Annotated in this window: 16 protein-coding genes and 1 CRISPR repeat array; of the genes, 3 read left to right on the top strand and 13 right to left on the bottom strand. The window is 67.2% G+C overall.

All coding sequences use genetic code 11. The annotated features are described in order from the left end of the window. Nucleotides 1-10 precede the first annotated feature (10 nt). A complete protein-coding gene (locus AB0F29_RS38290) occupies nt 11-694 on the top strand; it encodes a hypothetical protein (RefSeq protein WP_361882644.1) in 684 nt (227 codons plus the stop codon). On the opposite strand, the gene AB0F29_RS38295 is transcribed toward AB0F29_RS38290, so the two are convergent. The 5 genes from AB0F29_RS38295 to AB0F29_RS38315 all read right to left on the bottom strand — a co-directional run bounded on the left by AB0F29_RS38295 (nt 686) and on the right by AB0F29_RS38315 (nt 5,070). Beyond that, a complete protein-coding gene (locus tag AB0F29_RS38295) occupies nt 686-1,441 on the bottom strand; it encodes a transposase family protein (protein WP_361882647.1) in 756 nt (251 codons plus the stop codon). The genes AB0F29_RS38290 and AB0F29_RS38295 overlap by 9 nt on opposite strands. A gap of 341 nt (nt 1,442-1,782) precedes the next feature. After that, nucleotides 1,783-2,088, bottom strand: coding sequence for a transposase (locus AB0F29_RS38300; RefSeq protein WP_361882690.1), 306 nt, complete (start codon nt 2,086-2,088; stop codon nt 1,783-1,785). A 165-nt stretch (nt 2,089-2,253) separates the two neighbouring features. Next, complete coding sequence (locus AB0F29_RS38305) at nt 2,254-3,444, bottom strand: MFS transporter (RefSeq protein ID WP_361882650.1); 1,191 nt, start codon at nt 3,442-3,444, stop codon at nt 2,254-2,256. A gap of 132 nt (nt 3,445-3,576) precedes the next feature. After that, a complete protein-coding gene (locus tag AB0F29_RS38310; RefSeq protein WP_361882653.1) occupies nt 3,577-3,996 on the bottom strand; it encodes a MarR family transcriptional regulator in 420 nt (139 codons plus the stop codon). A 69-nt stretch (nt 3,997-4,065) separates the two neighbouring features. Continuing rightward, nucleotides 4,066-5,070, bottom strand: coding sequence for an LLM class oxidoreductase (locus AB0F29_RS38315; protein WP_361882656.1), 1,005 nt, complete (start codon nt 5,068-5,070; stop codon nt 4,066-4,068). A 173-nt stretch (nt 5,071-5,243) separates the two neighbouring features. Here AB0F29_RS38315 and AB0F29_RS38320 point away from each other — a divergent pair, with 173 nt between their 5' ends. Beyond that, complete coding sequence (locus AB0F29_RS38320) at nt 5,244-5,711, top strand: MarR family transcriptional regulator (RefSeq protein WP_361882659.1); 468 nt, start codon at nt 5,244-5,246, stop codon at nt 5,709-5,711. Here AB0F29_RS38320 and AB0F29_RS38325 read toward each other — a convergent pair. The 6 genes from AB0F29_RS38325 to AB0F29_RS38350 form a co-directional block, all read right to left on the bottom strand. After that, entirely contained in the window at nt 5,674-6,378 is a 705-nt protein-coding gene (locus AB0F29_RS38325) for an HAD-IA family hydrolase (protein ID WP_361882662.1), read from the bottom strand. The genes AB0F29_RS38320 and AB0F29_RS38325 overlap by 38 nt on opposite strands. Further along, entirely contained in the window at nt 6,371-7,039 is a 669-nt protein-coding gene (locus tag AB0F29_RS38330) for a histidine phosphatase family protein (protein ID WP_361882664.1), read from the bottom strand. The genes AB0F29_RS38325 and AB0F29_RS38330 overlap by 8 nt, the downstream gene beginning before the upstream one ends. A gap of 79 nt (nt 7,040-7,118) precedes the next feature. Continuing rightward, complete coding sequence (locus AB0F29_RS38335; protein WP_361882667.1) at nt 7,119-8,372, bottom strand: hypothetical protein; 1,254 nt, start codon at nt 8,370-8,372, stop codon at nt 7,119-7,121. 34 nt (nt 8,373-8,406) lie between these two features. Then, a complete protein-coding gene (locus AB0F29_RS38340) occupies nt 8,407-9,519 on the bottom strand; it encodes a class II D-tagatose-bisphosphate aldolase, non-catalytic subunit (protein WP_361882670.1) in 1,113 nt (370 codons plus the stop codon). 154 nt (nt 9,520-9,673) lie between these two features. Continuing rightward, nucleotides 9,674-10,333: a ThuA domain-containing protein gene (locus AB0F29_RS38345; RefSeq protein WP_361882673.1), complete on the bottom strand. Its 660-nt coding sequence runs from the start codon at nt 10,331-10,333 to the stop codon at nt 9,674-9,676. A gap of 34 nt (nt 10,334-10,367) precedes the next feature. After that, nucleotides 10,368-11,561 carry a VCBS repeat-containing protein gene (locus tag AB0F29_RS38350; RefSeq protein ID WP_361882676.1) on the bottom strand — a complete coding sequence of 398 codons (1,194 nt, stop codon included), beginning with the start codon at nt 11,559-11,561 and terminating at the stop codon, nt 10,368-10,370. A 675-nt stretch (nt 11,562-12,236) separates the two neighbouring features. Between AB0F29_RS38350 and AB0F29_RS38355 the strand changes: the two genes are divergently transcribed. Further along, a complete protein-coding gene (locus tag AB0F29_RS38355; RefSeq protein ID WP_361882679.1) occupies nt 12,237-12,908 on the top strand; it encodes a hypothetical protein in 672 nt (223 codons plus the stop codon). Between the two features lie 471 nt (nt 12,909-13,379). On the opposite strand, the gene AB0F29_RS38360 is transcribed toward AB0F29_RS38355, so the two are convergent. Continuing rightward, nucleotides 13,380-13,547: a hypothetical protein gene (locus AB0F29_RS38360; protein WP_361882682.1), complete on the bottom strand. Its 168-nt coding sequence runs from the start codon at nt 13,545-13,547 to the stop codon at nt 13,380-13,382. Between the two features lie 985 nt (nt 13,548-14,532). Next, nucleotides 14,533-14,858: a CRISPR direct-repeat array (repeat unit 21 nt; unit sequence GTGCTCCCCGCGCGTGCGGGG). 8 nt (nt 14,859-14,866) lie between these two features. After that, nucleotides 14,867-15,034, bottom strand: coding sequence for a hypothetical protein (locus AB0F29_RS38365; protein WP_361882685.1), 168 nt, complete (start codon nt 15,032-15,034; stop codon nt 14,867-14,869). Nucleotides 15,035-15,884: the final 850 nt, after the last annotated feature.

Raw genomic sequence — 15,884 nt, forward strand, 5'->3', positions numbered from 1 at the left:
CAGTGGTCCTGTGCGGGTCGATGCCTCACCCGGGGTCGATCTGCTGCTCGCGATCGGCGCGGAGCACCGCGAGCTGCTGCTCACCGGGTCGACGCTCCGGGACCAGGGCTTGATGGTGACCGGGCTCCTGGCGGCGGGCTGGCCCGTGCCGCTGCTGTGGGAGGTGATCGCGCGCCCGCTGCCTGACCCGCTGCGCAAGACCGTTGGCGCGGTGATCTCGGGCCGCCTCAAGGTCGCCGCTGCGATGCCGGTCCCCGGCTCCGCAGCCGGCGCGGCCGTCGTACCGCACCAGACCCCGGGCCCGGACCGTACGGCACCGGGAGAGGGGCGCCAGTGGGACGACGGGCCGACGCCGACCCCGCCCGCGTGGGCCGACCTGGAACAGCAGTACGACCAGCTCCGGCGCGGCATCGAGCTCACCCCCGGCTGCGAAGCCGACAACGGCCTCTGCCCCATCCTCGCCGCGGTCGGCGAGACCCAGTGCCCCCTGCACCTCGGATGGCCGCTCTGCCCCGGCCACACCGGATACACCTGCACCCTCCGCACCCGCACCGGCGACCACTGCGCCCCCTGCCAGGACCAGACCCGCCACGCCCGGATCGACGCCGCCCCCCGTGACCGCGCCCGACGACGGCACCTGCCGGCTGTGAGTGGGCGCTTTGGTGGCATTGAGCCTTTTCCAACCTCACGCTGACGCGTGGTGAAGGACGAGTACGGCCTGGATGATCGCGGTGATGCGGTTGGTGCTGCAGCGGAGCTTCCGTAGGAGCCGCCAGCCCTTCAGGGTGGCCATGGCCCGTTCGCCGAGGCAGCGGATTTTGGCGTGTGTGCTGTTGTGCCGCCGCTGCCACCGCTTGAGGCGACGACCGCGGAAGGGCACCCGGACCGGGCGGCCGGCGCCTTGGTATGCCTTGTCCGCCCAGCACTTGAGGTCGGCGGCAGCGAGAGCCTCGACGATCCCGTGGGTGCGTGCGGCGGTCAGATCGTGCGTGGAGCCGGGCAGCGCGGGCGAAGCCCACAGTATGCCGCCGAACGGATCGGTGAGGACCTGGATGTTCATGCCGTGGCGCTTGTGCTTCCCCGAGTAGTACGGGGTGTCGGCGGCGATCCGGTCGATCGGTAGCAGGGTGCCGTCGAGGATCACGAACGCCTTGGTCCGTGCGACACGCATTGCCTCGGCCAGGGTGGGTGCAAGCGCGGCCAGCACTTCGACGGCCTCGCGTATGTAGCGGTACGCAGTGGCGATGCCGATACCGAACCCGGCCGCGAGCTGGGCGTAGGTGTCACCGCACCGCAGATGCGCCAGGGCGAGGAGGGCCTGGCGTCCGGTGGTGAGTCGCCGCCAGCGGGTTCCGACCTCTCCTCGCCGGGCGGCGAGGTGTCCGGCCAGGCACCGCAGGGTGCGACTGGACAGGTCGATCGACGACGGGTAGACAAGCACGCGAACTCCTGGTGGCTGCGGGCAATCTTGGTCGAGACCCCGTCTACCAGGAGCTTCGCTGTTCTGCAGAGCTGTCCAGCACGCGACCAGCACCGGCAGGTTGGAAAAGGCTCAAGGAGAGCGCGCGCGCCGCCTACCGCCAGGAGTACGAACTCGGCTTCGACGATGCCGCCCAGACCTGTCTGCGTGTCCTGTCGGAAGCCTCAGACGAGCTGTTGGCGAAGATGAAGACCGGGAACTTGTCCAAGCAAGAGCAGGCGCTGTACGCGCGGCTGGAAGAGCTCAAGGAGGAAATGGGCGACCGACTCCAGAGCGCCTGGGGAACGGAGCCTGGTAGCGGTTCACCAGCGCGTGTCCGTCGCGAAATACCGGGCCGCCTTGCGGAGAATGTCCTGCTCTTCCTCGAGCTCGCGCATCCTCTTGCGGGCGGCGGCCAGCTCCGCCTGAACGTCGTCATTGCTGGCCCGTGAGGCGGCCGGCGGCTCGGAATGGGTGCCAGGTCGGCGACCGTCGGCGGCCCGGATCCAGTTCTGCAGCGTCTCGGTGTTCACCCCGAGATCGGCGGCGACCGACTTGATCGTCGCCTCCGGCCTGGACCGGTACAACGCGACCGCGTCCGCCTTGAACTCGGCGGGGCAGTGCTTCATCCCCACGGGGACTCCGTTCTCCTGGACCATCAAGATCCAAGTGTCTCCGGTGTCCAAAACCCGGGGTCAAGGCCCGTCTGCGTGATGACCCACGTGGTGTGTCCACCCCACGTTGGTCATCACAACAGCCCCGCGCATTCGCGAGGAACCAGTCTCAGCAGGGGGTCATCCCGGGTGCGCTGCGGGTTTGAGTGCTCCCACCGTCGTGGTCTTGTCCCGGCGGTCGAGCGCGGCGGACAGAGCGGTGATGGCCACGCCAAGTGCGGCCATGCCGACGCCGACCCAGATCGGCGAGGTGTAGCCGTAGCCGGCGCCGATGGTCACTCCGCCGAGATAGGCGCCGATAGAGATGCCGAGGTTGGCTCCGGAGGAGGCGATGGCCGAGCCGAGGGTAGGGGCGCCTTCAGCCTTGTCGATGGCCCGGGTCATAAAGCCGGGGACGGTGCCGAAACCCGCGGCGCCCAGGAACACCAGGGTGATTGCGGCCGGGATCTTGGCATGCGCGGTGAAGGTGAAGACGATCAGTACCACCGTCAACAATCCGAGGAAGCCCAGCAATGTGGGGATCTGGGCGCGGTCTGCGAACCGGCCACCCAGTAGGTTACCGATCACCAGTCCGACTCCGAACAGCATCAGCAGGGGCGTGAGCGCGCCCGAGGAGAATCCGGTGATGTCGGTCAGCAGGGGTGCGATGTAGGTGTAGGCGGCGAACAGGGCACCGATGCTGCACGCTGCAATGCCGACTGCCAGCCACACCTGGGGCAGGGCGAGCACCTTCAACTCCTCGCGCACGCTGGTGCCCTCCCGGACGGGCTGGTAGGGCACCAGCACGACGATGCCGAGCAGGCTGATCAACCCCAGGCCGGTGATCATGAGGAAGGTGGAGCGCCATCCCAGGTTTTGGCCGACGAAGGTGCCCAGGGGGGAGCCCGCCACGTTGGCGACTGTCAGGCCCGTGAAGACCAGGGAGATGGCGCGGGACCGCTTGGACTCGTCCACGAGGTCGGCAGCGACGACCGCGCCGATCCCGAAGAACGCGCCGTGGCAAACCGCAGCGAGGATGCGGCCGATCATGAGGAGACCGTAGCCGGGGGCGACCGCGGCGAGCAGATTTCCGGCGATGAACAGCACCATCAGGAGGATCAGCATGAGCTTGCGCGGCAGGCGGGCACCGAAGGCGGTCACGACGGGGCCGCCGATCACCACGCCCATCGCGTAGCCGGAGATCAGCAGGCCTGCCGTGGACAGGGTGACATGCATGTCGTTGGCGATTTCCGGGAGCAGGCCGGACACCACAAACTCGGTGGTTCCGATACCGAATGCGCTGATCACCAGCGCGATGAGAGCGAGTGGCATGGGGAGACGCGATTCCTTTGAACGTGGATGGCGGGTGGGCATGAGCGTGGAGGGTGGGCGGGTGCCGTCGGAACTGTTCTGGCTGGAGGGCGCGGGCGCACTTGAGGCCGCCGAGGACGCGTGCGCCCCGACTCAACCGGCCCGCTCCAGCAGATGGATGAACTCGGGATCGTCCGCGATCTCGCCGAGCGCGGCGGTGACCACCTCCTCACAGGCCGGCTGGACCAGGTTGAGGGTGGCTTGGCCCAGTTCGCTGAGTTCGGCTACGATGCCGCGCCGGTCTGACCGGCTCAGCCTGCGGGTGACCAGGCCACGTTGCTCCAGTCCTGAGACCAGGCGAGTGACCGAGCTCTGGCTGAGCCGGGTGATGCTGACCAGCTCGCGGATCCGGACCTCGTGGGCGGCTCGCGTATTGAGCGCGTGCAGGGTCTCGTACTCGGTGATGGACAGCTCATGGGCATGGAGCACCTTGATGACGTCGCTCTCGACGCGTCGGCATGCGGTACGCAAGGCGTTCCAGGTCTGGATCGCTGGTTCGGATGGAGTGGGCACAGGAGACTCCGAGCTGATGGCCGGTCCAAAGAAAGAGGAACGTGTACCTGGGGGGCACGCCGGACGGCCTTACGGCATCGGCACGACGGGGCCCGAGACTCGCGCGGTAAAGTGCGGCAGGACGTGTTCGGCGATTTCCTGGAGCACCTCGGGCACCGGCCGGATACTGGGCCGGAAGTTGAGCGCCACATGCCCGACTCCGGCGGTGCGTAGACCGTCCAAGTAGTTGATCAGGGCGTCGGTGCCCAGGCGGGCACCGAACCGGATCGGCTGGACCGCGGCTCCAGGGTCGTCGGCGAGGTCGACCAGCATCGTGGTGAGCAAGGGATGCCGAGTCCCGCCGCATGCCTGTTTCCACTCTTCGGCGACGGCTCGCATCTGGCTGGCCGGTCGGTGATAGGTGAACTGGCCGTCCATGTTCTCGGCGAGCCATTGCAGCGACTGCTGTCCGCGTCCCGCCATGACGAGGGGGATGCGGGACTGGACGGGTGCAGGAAGGATGCGAAGGCCCCGGCGGCCGGTCCGATCGGGTTGGGCGGCTTCGTCCCAGATCGCGCGCATTGTGTCGACGCTTTCGCGTACCGCCTCGCCCCGGCGGTTGAAGTCCAGCCCAAGTGCGGGGTACTCGACGGGGCGGTCACCGGAGGCGATGCCGAGGATCAGCCGGCCGTTGCTGAGGCAGTCGATGGTGGCGGCCATTTTTGCCACATGTAAGGGATGACGGAGGGGTAAGGCGACGGCCGCGGTCCCTAGCTGGATCTGTTCGGTCGCCGCCGCGAGGTACCCCAGGTACGGGAAGGGGTCGAAGACTTGGCCCGCGTCTCCGAAGGCGGGATCCCACATCGGAACGTCGCGTAACCACAGCGCGGTGAATCCGAGCTGGTCGGCCGCTTGGGCCAGGTCACGGTGATGGGTCAGGTCGGGCACCCCGTCGGGGCGGCCACGGGCTACGGCTTGTGCACGTCCTGCCGGTGACCAGTCATTGTCCATGGGGAACTCGACGCCGAGCGTGAGACTTCCCGGCTCTGGTGTGATGCGGGCGAGGGCAGAATGGCCAGATGCGTGAATTCCCATGCATGCCTCGGTGTTCGTGGGTGGAGGGAGTGACGTCGGGCCCAGGGGCGCAACACGAAACGTATGCACAAGCATAAGATGTCAGCACAGTAGATGCAACAGCAAGTGATGCGGCTGCATGGTAGATTGCTACTGCCGTAGCGTGCGCTTTGACGCGACGAGGGAGAGTAGTTATGCCTCTTATCACCACAGTGAGCCCGCGAATCGAGCTTCCGACCCCTTTGGAGCGGCACTGGCAGGCGCTGCGGATTCTGCAGGGACGTGTGGACGAGGCCGCCAACCGGGTGCTCCAGGCGGAGCACGGTCTCTCCCTCTCGGAGTACACCGCCCTGGCTTCGCTGGCCTACTCGGACGATGGCGGCCATCTGCGCCAGCAGTTCCTGGCCGACGCCATTCCGCTCAATCAGAGTTCCGTCAGCCGTCTGGTCGGCCGGCTGGAGAAGTCGGGGCTGACCGAACGATACATATGTGCGAACGATCGCCGTGGCGTCTACACACAGCTTACGGAGACCGGCCGGGCGATGGTGGAGGTCGCCCGGCCGACATATGAGCGCGTCCTCAAAGAAGTCCTTCAAGACGCCGACGGAGAAGGCTCGCCGGCCCTCACCCAGACCCTTCGAGAGACCCTCCGGCATGAGTGACCGTGCCACCTCGCAGCCCGACCACGCCTAGCAGATCGGCGGGGCTGCCGATGACGAGATCGACCGACTCCTCAGCCCCGCCCAGCCCGGCTCCAGCAATCCCGGCAACGCGTGCTCCCGCCGCCCGCGCGGCGCTCACCCCGACCTCGGCATCCTCGACCACGAGGCAGTTGCGGGGAGGGACGCCCAGTTGCGCCGCCGCGCTCAGATAGCCCTCGGGGGCCGGCTTGCCCCGGGCTACGTCATCGGCCGTGACCAGAACGGCGGGAATCCGGAACCCCATGGCACGCAGTCGGGAAGTCGCCGTCCTGCGGCTTCCGGAGGTCACGATGGCCCAGGGCAGTGCGGGTGTCCGAGCCGACAGTTCCTCGGTCAGTTCAACGGCACCCGGGCAGGCCCGGATACCAGCGAGATCGGCTGCTTGAACACGCTCCAGCTCGGCTCCTTCCACAATCGCGTCCAGATGGGGGGCGAGCAGTCCCACGGTCTCACTGGCCCGTCGTCCCGGCAGAAGCGGGACAACCACGTCCCATGGCACGTCGTGGCGTTCCGCCCAGTTACGCCACACCCGGTCGATGACCGGGGAGGAGTCCACCAGGACACCGTCGAGGTCGAAGAGCACTGCACGAGCCAAGGACACGGCCTCGATAGAACCGGCATCACTCATCCGCTGCTCCTGAATCTCGGGGAGGCGTAGCCGCCGCATCTTGCGTTCTTCCCAGCCATGCGCGCCAGGTCAGGTTTACTTCGTCGGCCCCATCGCACCCGGCGCAGAATTCTGCCGCCTCGCAGTTGAGCCACCGAGGATCACAGGCGGCCTGGAAGGCGTGGCGGCCAGCGGGATCGAGCAGTCGCAGCAGCCCTTCGGTGAACAGACCGCCGTGCCCGACCACGACCGCCGTGTCTTCGGGCGTGCTCGACACGATGTGCCGCAGGGCGAACCGCAGCCGGGCCATGGCGTTGACCAAGTCCTCCCCGCCGGGGAATCGGGTCTGCACTCGGCCGGATCGCCAGGCTCCGATGACCTGGTAATAGGCTCGCCGGTCGACGGCCTTGCCCGAGCCGTCGAGGAGGCCGACGTCGAGTTCGCGCAGCTCCTCCATAATGCCGATCGCCGTACCGTACGGAGCGAGCAGCCTGGCGGTGTGCCTGGCGCGGCGAAGCGGTGACGCCCAGTACCGGGTCTCCGGTCCCAGAGCCAGTGTGGCCCGTAAGCGGACAGCCTGCTCGCGTCCTCGTGCGGTCAGTCTGAAGTCGGCCTTGCGAAAGGACAGGATGTGGTGCACGTTGGCAGGGTTCTCACCGTGCCGGACCAGCAAGAGGCGCATTGCGGAACTCCTACTCCCTCGAGGGCAGGGGCGCGGCCGGTGGAGTCCTGTCGTGCTCCGGCGGCGCCCCTGCCCGGACTTAGGCGAGGCGTGCCAGGGCGGCCTCGTGATCGATGCTCCCAGAAGCCTCCAACTGCTGGACCGCGTTCTCCAGGAACAACACTCCGTAGAGGTAGTGGCCGGTGGCGAGGTCGATGGGGCTCAATGCCGTGTCGTTGTCCTCGTTGGTGCGCTTCTTGATGTCCGAGAGTCGGCACGCGGCCTCCGCCAGCAGGTGGAAGGCGTGCCCCAACAGGTACCGGCTCTCCCACCCGGCATCCCCCGCGGTCAACTCACGGAACGAAGGCAACGTCCGCAGGAGGGGCAGCAGGCCGTGCGCGGCGGTGATGTATTCAGGGTAGTTCCCGCCCCGGATACCTACCGTCCACTCGTCCGACCGGGCCGAGTCGATCGTGAAGCCCTTACGCAGACCTGCGTCCCACACGCTGAGACTGAACAGGATCTTCGAGAGATCGTAGGCGGGATCCCAGGGCCCGAGGGTGCCCCGCGGATCGATAATCCGGTACCCGCCGACGCGGTTCGCCAGCTTCCCCTCGTCGGTCACCAGGATGTTGCGTGTGTTGAGGTCTCCGTGCACGGGATAGTGGAGCCAGGTCGCGTCCACGCCGACGGTCAACGACGGGTCGTCGATGATCCGCTGAGCCAGGTGCAGAGGGTTTCGGCAGGCCATGCCATTGATCACGATGCGGTCGGCGTCGGTGAGCTGGGCCGGCAGGTACTTCTGCAGCAGCCAGAATCGGCGGGAGAGCCGGTCTCCGTGCACATCGGCTATGTGGCCCGGCCCGATCGAGGTGCGCTCGCGGAGGTAACCCTGCGTGATGAGGGTATCGAGGATCGTGCCCAGTTCGGGTTCGTAGTGCGCACCGGGCTTCTCGCCGTGGCGCAGCGGCTCGGCGATGTCGCGACTCGGATAGAACGGCATCGTGTAGGCCGCCCAGTTGCTGCCGTAGAACACGTCCGACAGCTCGGTGTAGACATCTCCCAGCCCCGGGGCGTCCTGCCGAACCTTCGCGATCTGCTGGATCTTGACGCGAAACGAATCCAGGTCGTGCCCGTCCACTGCGCCCGGGAGGTCGACCAAAAGCTTGATGACGCCCGCGCCCCCGTCGGGCAGGTCGATCCGGACCAGACGGGCTGGGGATCCGCCTTCGGTCAGCTCATCGCTGACTGTCGCTCCCCGACGCCCAGCCAGGTCGGCGATGACGGCTTCCTCGACGGCCTCGATGCCCGTGGCGTCGAGGGGGAGGGCGGTGGCTTCCCGCTGTTTGCTCAAGTCCTGCTTCCTTTCCGGAAATTTTGCTTGGTGCTCAGAGGGAGGCGGCGAGGACGGGGGACGAGCTGTGATCGTCGGCAAGGGCCAGGGCGTAGTGTTCGATTGCCGAGGCCACCGCACCACGCAGCCGCCCGTCCAGGTCGATGCCGCGCTGTTGGGCACGGGCCCGGGCGGCCTCTTTGAGGTCGCGGAAGGCATCGGTGGCGAACACATAGTGCCCCGCGATCATGGCCCGGTCGGTGTCACCGGCCCGGGTGTCAGCGTGCATCCACTTCTGCCAGGACCGGCTCTCATAGGCGAGAGTGAGGAATCGTTCAAGCTGTATATTCAGGCCCAATTCGCGTAACAGTGCGGCGAAGGCCCGGCTCTCCACGACACCGAACTCCGGGGCGACGTTGAGTGCGTCCACGCCGGCGCCGGAGAGGCGCGCGAGCTGCTGGCGCGACAGGTAGTCGCAGTTGTGGGCCTTGAGCGCTATGCCGTTTTTGCGAGTGATCGCCGCCAGTTCACGGATGGTGGACGACACGGCGAATGGCGCGACCGTGAGCGCGCCTACGTTCTCCGTCTCAAGGACCTTGGTAGCGGTCTGCGCGACGATGAACGTCGGGTCGGGCAGGCCCGCCGCCCGCAGCTGCTCCAGCGCGGCCCCGACCTGGGCCTCGAACTCGGCGGGATCGTTCGTGTCGCTACCCTGGTCCTCGAACCCGATCTCGAACTGCGGCTTGGCTTTCACGGAGCGAGCGAACTCAACGGCCCGCGCGTAGAGTTCCACAGCGCGGTCGATGGCCGCCTCCAGCGTCGCAACTCCGTCCAGGTCCACGGAGGTGTCGACGTGTAGCAGGTCGAAGCCTTGCCGGATGTCCTCCTCGTAGGACTGCGCGGCGGACTTCATCGCCTCGCTGAGTCCGTAACGCTGCTGCTTCTCGCGCGGGTTCTGGTAGGGCCCGCCGTGATCGCGGCAGAGCAGGATAAGCCCCTCGGGGTCCCGCTTCCGGACGTACCCGGCGAAGGCCGCGGTGTCCCACCCTTCCACGTACCCGCCGCCCTGGTTCTCGGCCTCTACCTGGCGGCGGCTGGGGATGAGCATCAGTGGCTGCCGACGGCGGTAGGCCACCTCCAGCGCCGCGTCGACCGCATTCTTGGACATCGGCCCCACGCCTAGGCGGGCGGGGACGTTCACGGCTGTGCGTAACGGCGTGTTCATGACACCTTCCTGGTGAATGAAGAACTTCCTGGCCGGACGAGCCGGGAAACAGGGTCGGGAACGCATCGTGCGTGCGGGTGACGCGGTGTGGACCCGTTCATTCGCGGCAGGCCCAGGTGATGCCCTGACGGACGAGTCGAGTTACGTCAGGGATCTGCAAGTCCTTGGGGTAGTGGCCGACCGAGCAGTAGAACACCTTTCCGGTGCCCCAGTTCCGGACCCAGGCGGCCGGCATCCGGTAGCCGTCTATCCAGGGCAGGTGCTCGCCGCTGAACACGGTCTCGGCCAGTACGTGATTGGTGGGATCGACATGCATGTAGTACTGCTCGGAGGCGACACTGAAGTCGGAGACTCCGGCAGTAATAGGGTGTCCCACGTCGGTTACCGTCACGGTGTATGGAACCTCCACTCCCTCGCCGCCGGGGTGAGAGACGCAAGAGCCGCCGACCAGGTGGTTATAGCGGAGACTGGCCCGGAAGGAGGCCGCCATGCCGTGCCAGCCAGCCACACCGGTGCCGTGTTCAACGGCGTTCAGGAGACTGTCTTCCTGGCGGGCGGTCAGGTTCTCCGTAGTGTGAGCCTGTGTCCAGCCGATGACGATCAGGTCGTAGCCGGTCAGATCTTCCTCCAGCCGGTAGTGATCGTTGATGACCTCCACCGTCAACCCCAGGTCCCGCATTTCGGCGACCGCCCAGTCGGCGACTTCGTAAGGCCGGTGTCCCGGCCAGCCGCCATGCAGGTATAATGCGCGTGCCATGGTCTCCCCTCCAGTGTGATTTACTGGGAGCCGATCAGCCTAGGTTGTGGTAAACCGCGACAACGGGGTCGTTCGCCAGGAAATAGCCAGGCGTGTAGTAGCCGATCGTGGCGAAGTCCAGGCGGCCGTCCCCGTTGAAGTCCGCGACCGCGATGCGGGCCGCCGAGTCCGTCGAGACCCGCTTCTTCGCCCACAGGCCGCCCGCGGCATCGATCGCCTTGTAGTAGAAGACGCCCTGCCAGGGCATTGGACCGCGCAGGGCCACCAGGAACTCGTCCTCGCCATCGCCGTCGAAGTCGGCTGTGACCACGTGATGCCCGGGGCCTTCCCCCACATCATTGGGATCGCCGAAGACATCGAGGACGGTCCGCCTCCACATGCCTTCACCGGTCTCGACGTAGACACTCACGGTGTTTCCATGGAAGGGCTCCAGGGCCGCGGCGAACCGCACGCCCGCGCTCGGAAGCGATCCGAGCGCGACACTGCTGCTGCCGGAGAATCCTGTCCGCTCGCGCTGCGAGTCCTCTCCGGTGCCGATCCGTATGCGGCCCCAGGCACGGTCCTCGGCGTGCCAGCCGTACGAACTCAGACCTTCGCGGCTTGCGATCAGCAGTTGTTCCAGCCCCTGGCGGTCACGACCGAACGGCGTGTAGTCGTGGAGGACGTGGAATGAAGCGGCATCGTCAGCCGCGACATTCCATGCCTCGGCCCCAAGGACATTCTCCGGCGGTTCGAAGACCGTGATCCGGACGGGTCGCTCCAGCCCTTCACGCCCGCCGACATCGCCGACAAGCGGCAGCGCGAGCAGTTGAAGCCCCGCGCGACGGGTGAACTGCCCGAACCGCAGCCGGTGAGCTGACACCAGCCCGCCGACTTGGCGTACTTCCCAGGGTGTTGTGTCCAGAGCCCCGGGGTTGCGTAACCACGAGATGGTTCCGTCGCCTGTCTTATGAGCGTACATACTCTCGCCGTAATTGTGACATACCACCAGATCCGGTACGCCGTCTCCGGTGATGTCTGCCGCGTCGAACGCGACAGGCTGCCGCAGCTTGGCGATTGTGTGGACACGCCAGCCCGGATTGGCATACCAACGCACGACACCCTCGGCGAGTCCTGAGGTCAGAATTCCTGGGCGGCCGCTGCCGTCGAGGTCGACCGCCTGGATCCAGTATCCGTCTGCGAGACCTTCTGCGACGAGCTCGCGTTCGAACTGAGGTATCTCCGGCATCCACCCTCCCTGCCATTACATGCTTACAACTATTATGCTCACTCCTAATATGCGCTCACATACAAGTGTTGGTGATCCATTTTTTCCACACAAGGGGGAACCTTGTGATCTATGTCTCATGACTGCGAAGAAAGGGCGGCCCACCCCTTGACCAGACCTCGATCGCGGCTCTGAGCTTGGTGTTTACCTTGCGAGGGCCCGGTGTTCCTTGCTCGTCCCAGCGCGTTCGGCCGTCTTGCCAACATCGGGGCGTGTGGCTCGGGGGCCTGGACGATCTGAGAACGGGACATCTCGTGGTCATGACGAACTACCCGCCGAGTTCAAGGCGGACTCGGTCGCGCTGTACGAGTCGCGGCCCGAGGCGACGATTACTGAGGTGGAACGCGTGGTGTCGTAGGGGGTGACGGCTGGCCGGTGGCTGCGGTATCACCGGAGTCATGCGGTATCACCGGAGTCATGCGGTATCCACAAGGGGGCGGGCTGACCGCCGAACGGCAGCAGTTCCGCGAAGGGTTACGACTCCGGGCGGCCGAGCGGTTCGCCCGGGGCGAGGGCAGTACCGCGATCGCCAGAGATCTGCGGGTCAGTACTGTCCAGAAGCTCCGCCCGCGAGTGGGGCACGCTGCCGCTCGCGGGCGGAGGGCATGAGTGGCGGGTTACTTGTCCACTTCTCGTGTGGACCTGCATGACCTTATGACGGTTGGATTATGCGCACGGGATCGCCACTTCAATTATTTGGAGTCAATCGTGCGAGTTCTCTCAAGATTTTCTGTTCCGACACTTGCCGCACTGACGCTCTTCGGGATGTCTCCGGCAGCACAGGCAGCCGGCACGCCCGCACCGACGACGCGGGAAGTGGTCAAGGTGGCCAAGCTGACCCCGGAGCAATTGCGGCAGGCGAACGCGGCGGGCGCGCAGCGAAGCGAAGCATCTGAAGGCCGGGCCGTGTGCTTCCAGGCGCATGTCCGGAACCAGGGGTGGTCGGCCACGCTCTGCACAGACGGCAGTCCGGGCTACACCGGCACCGTGGGCCAGAACAAGCCGATCGACAGGATCAAGTTCTACGTCGGGACGACCGGCGCCATGAACTTCAACGTGCAGGCGCACTGGGCGGAAACCGGCACCGGCACCGAGCGCCACATAGCGCCCGGCAGCAGCTTCGAATTCTCACACGCCGGCGGTCAGCCGATCCAGGCGCTGCGCTTCAGGAGCACCAACGAGTCCATAAAAGCCGCCGCACACGTGCAGGACGTGGGCTGGAAGGGCACAGACCTATGGTCGTACGACCAGTGGATCGGGAGCATCGGTGAGAACCGCTGGATGGAAGCGTTCTGGATAGCCATCTGAAAAGAGGGCGCGCGGTGCCCGAACCGAATGGCTCGGGCACCGCAGCGGGCACCCGCGCGGCGAACACGCTCGTACTGATCGCTTTCCTGCCGTGCGGACGGCAGCAAGAGCCAGCGGGTGAAGGACGGGTCACCGACCGCTGCCATGCCTCCCGCCACGCTCCCCGGTGCGTTACCCGGAGCAATGGGTCCTGTGCTGGGTTTATGCCCTGGCCTCCCCGTGCCTGCCGCACGCATGGCGGCACGGACTACCGGGCCGCGTCGAGCACGGCTCCGGGGGCAGGCGGGTGCAAGTGCCTTCGGAGCTTTGGTGGAAGTGGAAGGTCTCCCCGCGCATGCGGGGATGGTCCCGACCCGAAGTTCGACCACGAGTCCGGCGACGTGTGCTCCCAGCCCTGCGGGGATGGTCCTTCCCGCTCCAGGGCCCGGGTCGGCGGGACCTTGTGCTCCCCGCGCCCTGCGGGGGTGGTGTTCATCCGGCGAGTGCGGCCCCTGCGGCGGTGACCAGGTCGTCCGCCGTGGCGATCGCCCGTTCTCGCGCCTCCTGGAGCGCGGCGTGGCTGTTGACCGCCCGCATGTCGTACGCGGTCTGTACGGCGTGTTGCGCCGCCCCGGGGCGGGTGCTTCCGGCCGGCCCCAATGGTGTGTGCGTGTCGTGCGCGTGCGGGGCGGTGAACAGCAGCGGCCGGGGCGGTCGCCCGATGGGTAGGGTGACCTGGTGCTTTCGAACATAGGCCCCCTTGAGCTGAGATGCGGGCGGGTGACCCCGGCGCCCAGGACCCGCCGCTGCGGACGCACGGCCGGTGCCCCGGCGGCGGCCGGGATCGTCGGGAGGCGTTCCGCGGCGAGCCCGGCTCGCGCCGGCTGCGGACCGGTGCCCGTCGTGTCGTCGGCTCGGGTCGGTCCGGTGCCCAGCGGGCGGCGGTCGCTCATCCCCGGATTCTCGCCCGGCCCACCGGTTCATCATCACCACCGCGATCCGATGAATCCGCGGTGCCACATGCGCGCCTGCACGCGCGCATGTAGGGCTGGCGATCGGTCATCACCGGTCCGGGAACCACCACCAGGACCAGCGCGGCGAACCCGACCCGGGAAGTTCTTCTTCACCGCCCCGGCCGGGTGCTCCCCGGGGTCCCAAGGCGCGCGCGTGTCGCGCACGCGCGAGGCAGTGAACTCCGGCGGGCGGCAGATCGCCCGGGGCGGGCGTTCGGTATCCGGCGCCACACGCCGGCCGCCCGCCCCGGGCACCGCGCAGCCTCCCACGGCACCACGCCACCGCCGGGGGCCGGGCCGGTCCTCCTGGCGGTGCTTTACCTCGTCGGCTCCGCAGCGGACCCGGAACGGGTCTCGACTTCTCCAGGTACCCCTGTAGAGAAGTAGTCAGCGCCGCCCGACCCCCTTGACCAAGCCTGTGACGTGGGGTTTTTCCCCGCCCTGGGGGGCCGGTGAGGCAAGTTGTAGGGCAACTTGTACGGCAAGTTGCAGAGCAAGTTGTAAGGCACGTTGTAGGGCAAGCCGTCCTCACACGGCGAGCGGCGTCCCGGCGATGGTGAGACCCCGCCGCACCAACCCGGAAAGTGGAGAAAAACTGGTGGGCGGGGCGGTAGCGTCGCAGGTCACGAAGAGTGCTCCCCGCGCGTGCGGGGATGGTCCCCGGGCCAACGTTCCCTCCGAGGGCCGCTACGTGTGCTCCCCGCGCGTGCGGGGATGGTCCCGACGTCATGGACGGCATCCGCACGGTCAGCTCGTGCTCCCCGCGCGTGCGGGGGTGGTCCCCGGTCCATGGGGGTGTTCGCGCCCGACGAGGTGTGCTCCCCGCGCGTGCGGGGGTGGTCCCCACAGCGTGAAGACCGAGCCGTAGCCGGTCGCGTGCTCCCCGCGCATGCGGGGATGGTCCCGAGCCCACAGAGCTGGCCGGGCTGCTCGATGCGTGCTTCCCGCGCCCTGCGGGGGTGGTGTTCATCCGGCGAGCACGGCCCCGGCGGCGGCCACCAGGTCGTCCGCCGTGGCGATCGCCCGTTCCAGCGCCACCTGGAGCGCTGCCGTGCTGTCGGCGGCCCGCATGCCGTACGCGGCCTGTACGGCGCGCTGCGCCGCGTCGGACAGCTCGGGCAGCAGGAGACGCACTCGAAGGAGTGGACCGGTCACCGCGGATCGGGTCGCGTGGCTCTCCGCACGAGCCGTACTCCAGTCGCCGCCGGACAGCCTGATTTCCTCCCGGACGACCATTGCCCGCCGGTGATCCGCCAGCGCGGCCGATAAATTCACCACCGCATCCAGACCCGCCGCACGGCGCTCAGACAATTCCGCAGCGGCACGCTGCGCCCGTTGAGTGAAATACTGGAGAGCGCCTGTCAGGAATGATCCGGCGAGCGTTCCCAGGACCGCGATCACAGCAATCAACATGTGAATTCCCTTCGTCGATGTGAGTTCATCATCCCCGGAAAGAGACCTCACTGACCGTGTTTCACGTTTCCTATTCAAGGCGGCATCATTCAGACCCCTTCAGACCCGGGCGGGGGTGGCACAGATTCCCAATCTCTACACGGGCTCAAAGTATGATGCAGAGCCTGAGGTTCGCTGCGGACGGAGGTAGAGGAGATTCCCAATCTGTACACAGGTGCCGGTGGTGATGCAGGGTCAGGGCGGGCCTGGTCCGGCCGGTTGACGCGCGACCGCCCCAACCGCCCCCTCCTGTAGACAGCCGCCCGCGCAGCGGGCTTCTCCTGTAGGCGGAGCCGGAAGGAGCGCCACCCAACGGCCCGTCACCACCGGTTCCAGCGCGGAGCGTAGGGACCTGCCCGACCACCCACCCGCCTTTTGAATTCCGGAGGAATTAATAAACAATTCCGGAGGAATTGTTTTAAAGCCCGTAGGGCTTTATCGTCTTTACGACCCGTAGGGTCGTGCGTCGTTCCTCCGGAGGAGGACGCGCGCGGGGCGCCGCCGCCCACCAGAGGAGACAATAAGTCCCCGC

It is taken from the genome of Streptomyces sp. NPDC026589 (genome assembly GCF_040638385.1).
GTDB lineage: Bacteria > Actinomycetota > Actinomycetes > Streptomycetales > Streptomycetaceae > Streptomyces.